At 31.6% G+C, this 6000-nt stretch carries 8 protein-coding genes and 1 pseudogene; all 9 read left to right on the top strand.

The genetic code is table 11. From position 1 onward, the window contains the following. The first annotated feature begins 38 nt into the window (after positions 1-38). The 9 genes and pseudogenes from RR409_RS05205 to RR409_RS05165 all read left to right on the top strand — a co-directional run bounded on the left by RR409_RS05205 (position 39) and on the right by RR409_RS05165 (position 5849). Positions 39-788: an RHS repeat-associated core domain-containing protein gene (locus RR409_RS05205; protein WP_332556668.1), complete on the top strand. Its 750-nt coding sequence runs from the start codon at positions 39-41 to the stop codon at positions 786-788. Between the two features lie 164 nt (positions 789-952). After that, positions 953-1405: a hypothetical protein gene (locus RR409_RS05200; protein ID WP_332556664.1), complete on the top strand. Its 453-nt coding sequence runs from the start codon at positions 953-955 to the stop codon at positions 1403-1405. 339 nt (positions 1406-1744) lie between these two features. After that, positions 1745-2422 carry an RHS repeat-associated core domain-containing protein gene (locus RR409_RS05195; RefSeq protein WP_332556663.1) on the top strand — a complete coding sequence of 226 codons (678 nt, stop codon included), beginning with the start codon at positions 1745-1747 and terminating at the stop codon, positions 2420-2422. A gap of 7 nt (positions 2423-2429) precedes the next feature. After that, positions 2430-3101 carry a hypothetical protein gene (locus RR409_RS05190; protein WP_332556662.1) on the top strand — a complete coding sequence of 224 codons (672 nt, stop codon included), beginning with the start codon at positions 2430-2432 and terminating at the stop codon, positions 3099-3101. A 153-nt stretch (positions 3102-3254) separates the two neighbouring features. Beyond that, positions 3255-3446, top strand: a complete 192-nt coding sequence (locus RR409_RS05185; RefSeq protein ID WP_332556661.1) for a hypothetical protein — start codon at positions 3255-3257, stop codon at positions 3444-3446. A 333-nt stretch (positions 3447-3779) separates the two neighbouring features. Continuing rightward, positions 3780-4427: pseudogene (locus RR409_RS05180) on the top strand (RHS repeat-associated core domain-containing protein); the annotation flags it as partial. 2 nt (positions 4428-4429) lie between these two features. Further along, the gene (locus RR409_RS05175) at positions 4430-4876 is read left to right on the top strand and encodes a DUF2691 family protein (protein WP_332556660.1); all 447 of its coding nucleotides are present in this window, start codon (positions 4430-4432) and stop codon (positions 4874-4876) included. 73 nt (positions 4877-4949) lie between these two features. Then, positions 4950-5675: an RHS repeat-associated core domain-containing protein gene (locus tag RR409_RS05170; RefSeq protein WP_332556659.1), complete on the top strand. Its 726-nt coding sequence runs from the start codon at positions 4950-4952 to the stop codon at positions 5673-5675. Between the two features lie 18 nt (positions 5676-5693). Continuing rightward, the gene (locus RR409_RS05165) at positions 5694-5849 is read left to right on the top strand and encodes a hypothetical protein (protein WP_332556658.1); all 156 of its coding nucleotides are present in this window, start codon (positions 5694-5696) and stop codon (positions 5847-5849) included. The last annotated feature ends 151 nt before the right edge of the window (positions 5850-6000 follow it).

The raw sequence follows: 6000 nt of genomic DNA, 5'->3' as shown, positions 1-6000 counted from the left end.
CAAATTATATTCTATACATAATTTCAATGCAAAAATAAATTTCTATAGAAGGTACACTTAAAGATTCAGTTGGAGTTAAAAATCCTTATAGATATAGAGGGTATAGGTATGATACCGAGACTGGATTGTACTACTTACAAAGTAGATATTATAACCCAGAGTGGGGAAGGTTTATTAATGCCGATGCTTTGATTGGGCAGACAGGCGAACTTCTTGGACATAATATGTTTGCTTATACCAAGAACAATCCTGTAAACTTTAAGGATGATAGTGGGTTTGTTTCATCACATGTATCTTATGATATTGGTGAAGGCACATACGAATCTAAATCGAATTCACATAATTTGATAGATAAGATTACAAAGTTACTAGGAACCGATAAAGGCAATGTGCTTTCAGGAATAGCAGATTCAGGTATTGCTCAAACACTTGACAAAATTGTTTCTAAAATAACAAAGCCTATTGATTACTTATTTTCAACACCTAAAATAGCAACCTTTAGTAATATTACTGGGAAAATAGGCATTCTTAATGCAATTTCTTTTGGAAGCAATGTACGAGATAATGTTTTACATTATAATACATGGGATGCTGCAGGAAGAACAGTAGTAGATGGAGTGGGTTTTGTTGCAACAATAGCTTTTGGAGCATGGACAGCACCTTTTTGGGCTCCAACCTTGGCGGGGTTTACCGTAGGAACATCGATATCTCTAGGTGCAGGTATTTTTGTGAACAAAGTTAGCGGTTGGGTAAAAGATACTTTTTTTGAAGGACAAAAGTACAATTAAATGATATAAGCTATAAGGAACAAATAAGTAATAGTAGGTATGATTAAAAAAGATAAATTCTAAGATCAAATAAAAATTATTATAAAAGTAAATTTACAGTATTAAGGTTTTTAAATTCATAAATATATTTAAGTGTCATAATATAACCTCGAAGGAGTATAAGGATGAAATATAATAGAAAGTTAATGACAAGGTTATCTATTGGGGCTGGTCTATTTGGGTATCTTTTTATAGATAAGTTTTCCATAGGATTTAGGTTATTATTCATTGGTATGGCCTTTTTAGCAACAATCTTATATGTAAAAAAGGGCATAGAAAATAAAAATAGTAAAGTTTCAATTGTAGTTTCAATTTTAAGTTTAATCCTTCTTTTTGTACTTATCTTGGATGAGATTTTTATAGATAAGTACCATGAGTTTTTAGGTTATCGGGGATATATAATGTTGATAGGAAGCATTATTTTTATAGTTATTCTTACAATAAGTGCCCTAAATTATATAAAGATAGCGAACAAAAAGGAGGCCATATTTACAAAAGTCTTACTAATAATGATATTATTATCAATTGTATTTGTTGTAATATTGATAGTACTAAAGCAATTAGGTATATTAATATAAGAGTTTGATAATATATATGAAGCAGTGTGAAATTTCAATGCTGAATAGCAAAGTTCAATGAAAAGTAATAGTAATGCAGCGTTGCATGGTGTAGAAAGTTATGTAAAAGCAACGAGAAATAGCCACTAAAAACTTCCAGACCCAATAATGATTTTAAAGGATTAAATATAAATTGATTTAGAAAATACCTAGCATAATTTTATTATGACTAGGTACTTTTTTATACAATTGCAATCAAGGTGTAAAAGAAAAAATACCTGATAGTTAGTTGTTCTAAGTGACTTTAATATAATTAAAGCAAGCAGTAACAAAACTACATGCTAATATTTTATCTATATATTGTATAATCAGTATAGGTATGATACCGAGAATGGATTGTACTACTTACAAAGTAGATATTATAACCCAGAGTGGGGAAGGTTTATTAATGCAGATACAATAGTGGGAGAAGTTGGAGAGCCGATATCTCATAATATGTTTGCATACTGTAATAATGATCCAGTGAACATGGAAGACCCAGATGGAGATATAGCATGGTGGGTTGGTGCAGCTGTAGGGGGAGCATTATTTGATACTGCTGTTTATCTATTCCAGCACAGAAATGAAGGGTTTAGTTGGAGTGGATTAGGAAAAGCAGCCGCAACAGGCGCACTTACAGGTGTAGCCTTTGCTGGTGCAGGAAAGTTTGTTGCAAAAGGTGCAAGAGCTTTAGTTTCTGCTAGAAAATCAAAACCTATATATAGTAATTACGTGCTAAAGAGAATGGCTGATGATAAGTTTCATAGATTTCCTGCATCTTTTGAGAATTCTATCTTGCCTAAAAAACCTGTAGTAAGACCAAATGGACGTAAGGAATATTTACAGAGAGGTTATGTTAATGGAAAAGAAGGCGTATATCATATCACTTTAGATAATGGGGGTAAAGTTATGAGACACAGAGCATTTATTCCTAAAAGTGATTGGAGTAGATATTCGAAAAGATGGGGATTACCATCTTTGGATAAAGTAAAGTGGTAGGTGAAGCATGGAAATAAGAATAGAGTTTAATGGTGAATTATATGAACAAAGATGTAATTTATTCTATGGAGACCAGCTTATATATAAAGGTTATGTAGATAACTTAGTAACATCTATAAATGGATATCTGGAGTTAAAGTTAAATTACGGTACGTCGAGGATATCATCGGTAATTGTTAAGAAATTAGGAGATATTATATTTTGGATTCCGATAAATGATAGAAGCGTGAATGAAAAATATAATAATATTATAATTTCAGTAAGTGATATGAGAAGTTTATGGGATAAGTTAGGCTATGATTTAACTGAGGATATACATCTAATATCTTCCATAAGTAGAATGGACTTGAAGTTGTTGTGGGTTATAAATAGTGGATTAAGATTTCAATTTGATTTATATGGTGATATTGCACAATTAGTAACAGAGAATATTACTTCATTCACAAACGAATCTTCAGGTAATTTAGATGAAAAATTCCACTATTTACTCAAAGAAGATTGGAAGGGATTGGACCTAAACTACTTGAAGTTAATTGAATTTATGCATGGTAAATTAGTAGTTTATCTTGATGATTCAAATAGGTTTTTAGAATGGATACCATTATTCGAAGATGAAACTCAAAACACTTGGATAAACTTGGGGAATAATTGGTGTATAAGAGTAAGCAATAAGGAGTAATCTATTTTGAATAGCTGGAAAGAGATTAAAGTACAAGGTATTACAGAAATAAATAGGCTAGTTGATGAATTTCAAATTTGGGCAATAGATAAAGTACCATATGAAAAATTCAAAGTGAGAATTTGAGAGAATTCGAAAGGTGATTATATTGGAGTGCCTAATATCCGAATTAAAAACCATAAGGATGGTTCAATAGATGGAACTACTGGGTTAGGAAGCTCACCAGATGAAGCATTAGAAGATACATTAAAATATTTCATGGAATTAATAAACGACTACGAGCAATTATATAAAAGAGAATTGAATGAGCAAGATGTTCTGTGGACTTCTTTCGAAGATTTCTAATGTTGTAATAGAATAATATTTTGACTACAAAAGTTTGAAAACTAACTACAAAAATAATTTCATAATACACAAGCAATAAGTGATAACAATTCCATGAAAAAACTAAGCTGCATAATCTAAATTCTGACGTGAGGGGAGCGCATTTTCAGTCGAATCAATAATATATTATAAACGTAGGAACATTTGGGGCTAACGTGTTAAAGCGTTAGCTCTTTTCTTTTGCTATTAATATATACCTATACTGACCTACTTATTGAACTATCCTTTTAACGGTGGGCGCACATTTTTGGTGTGGATTTTTTATGATTATGACTGTAAAATCAAGGGTATAGGTATGATACCGAGACTGGGCTATATTACTTGCAGAGCAGGTATTATAATCCTGAGTGGGGCAGATTTATTAATGCTGATGCAATTGTGGGTAGTATAGGAGAGCTTCTAGGTCACAATATCTTTGCTTATACAAAAAATAATCCAATTATGGGGAAAGATCCATCTGGTTTTAGATCTGTATATACTATGGGTGAAGAAACAGATGCAATGAGAGATGCTTCTTTACAAGCAGTATCTAAGGCAGCTAACAATAAAAAACTTGGACCTACTGGTGATCCAAATTCACGTGGGGAGGAGTATGATAAGGATGGAAAACTTGTCAAAGAAAGATGGTATGGTCCTGATGGAAAGCCTGTAAAAGATAGACATCATACAAATCATGGAAATGCAAAAAAACATCCTAAAGTTCCACATGATCATGACTGGGGTTGGAAAGATGGGGTAGTAGGTGGCAAGTGGGAACCAGGAGGTTGGTATGCTGATGCACTAAGACCAGCTATAGGAGTGACTATTGTTTTTGCAAGTGGTGCGGCAATAATTTGGGTAGTTGGAAATGATGTTACAGGTGTTGGAGTTGCTGATGATTGGTCAATTGCGCCATTAGGTGGTGCTTTTGAAAAAGGGTTAATAATGATTTTTGGAGGTTAACTATGAGAGGTATAAGTTTTGAAGTTCATTCAGATGAAATATCCATATTAGCAGCAGTACTTGATGGAATTAATATCAATAATTTTTTTTGGAGTATTGAAGAAGATGAAATATATCTTAAGGATGGGAAAGAGTTATTTGAAGAAAAACAAGTTACTGGAAAAGATTTTCTAAATAAGATCACTCAAATTGATTATTCTATAATCTTTGCAAATATTAAAGCTTACCCTGAGAAAAATATTTCAAGTGAAATAAATAATTATGAGGATTATTTAAATAGTAGGTGTGAATTAATTATTTTATGTTATGATGTTTTTTATTACGAAGTATATTCAAAAAGTGAAAATATAATCGAAGTGATTAAAACCAATTGCATTAAAAATGGTTTTCGAGAAGTTGAATATATAACCAAAGAAAATGATTGCAGAACAATTTTTACCGTTCTTTAATTATATTTTTTAAATCATTAAATATTTCCGCCACATTCTTTGTGGTGGATTTTTTACAATTAAAACTGTAAAGTTGAGGTATAGGTATGATACCGAGATTGGACTTTACTACTTAAATTCAAGATACTATAACCAAGAGTGGGGAAGGTTTATAAATGCTGATTCTTTAGGAGGAAAAACTGGAGAATTATTATCACATAACATGTTTGCCTATGCACTTTATAACCCTGTTAATATGGAGGATCAAAGTGGCTATTTACCAAGCTGGATAAAAGGTATAGGAAATATAGTAAGTGGAGTTATTTCAGTTGTTTCCGCAGTGGGAGCTATGGCAGCGGCCACAACTCCAATTGGTGCTGTGTTAGCAATTGGAATGTTTGCTTATGGTGTAATGAATGCAGGTACTGGAATAGTTCAAACAGTTGCAGGCCTAAGTGGTGTTGCAGATAAAAAGGTTTCTGACTTAAATCCAGTTAAAAGTGCATTTACTACATTAGCTGGAGAAAAGTACGGGACTAGAGCATATGGTATTGTTGATTTAACAGCCACAGCTTATGGACCAGTTAAGGGTATAGCCAGAACATATAAAAGTTCAAAAAATGCTATTAGTGCCGTTAATAGAGCTTTAAGCAAAGAGATTAAGCCTGAAAATATTATTAAGCCAGTGAACATATTAAATGGGTTAGAGAAATATAATTCTGGAAGAAACTTGGTGGATAGCTTAAAAGATGCAGGATTGATTAACAATAATTCTCATCAGAAAATAATACCGATATTTGATCCAGATATATCCAAATAAACTAGTAGGGGGTAAGTTATGATAAAAATACTAGGTGATTTTGCTATAAATTTATTTGTGGTAACAATGCTTTATATTTTTATGTATTCAATAAGTAAAGAGTTTTTAAAGGAAAGTAAGAATAATAAATTAACAAAAAATATTAGACTTAATCAGAAACAAAAAAAATTCTAGGATTTAAAGCATTTAAGCAAGATGTTTTTGAGATGGAAGCTATAATTTTACAAGTAGGGAACATTATTATATCTAGTTTAGTATTTTTAATTTTATTTATCATAGAAATACCAATTAAGCTTTTAGGTATTATTTATGGAAGTTATTTCAT

The sequence above is a fragment of the Clostridium sp. genome (assembly GCF_036642255.1).
In the GTDB taxonomy this organism is placed as follows: Bacteria; Bacillota; Clostridia; order Clostridiales; family Clostridiaceae; genus Clostridium_J.
Note: the sequence above shows the minus strand (reverse complement) of the source record. Positions and strands in the feature narration are given on the sequence as shown.

What these genes read in the sequence shown, in the direction of transcription:
- RR409_RS05200 (WP_332556664.1), top strand. Translation starts at nt 953, where the DNA reads ATGAAATATAATAGAAAGTTAATGACAAGGTTATCTATTGGGGCTGGT.
- RR409_RS05190 (WP_332556662.1), top strand. Translation starts at nt 2,430, where the DNA reads ATGGAAATAAGAATAGAGTTTAATGGTGAATTATATGAACAAAGATGT.
- RR409_RS05175 (WP_332556660.1), top strand. Translation starts at nt 4,430, where the DNA reads ATGAGAGGTATAAGTTTTGAAGTTCATTCAGATGAAATATCCATATTA.
- RR409_RS05165 (WP_332556658.1), top strand. Translation starts at nt 5,694, where the DNA reads ATGATAAAAATACTAGGTGATTTTGCTATAAATTTATTTGTGGTAACA.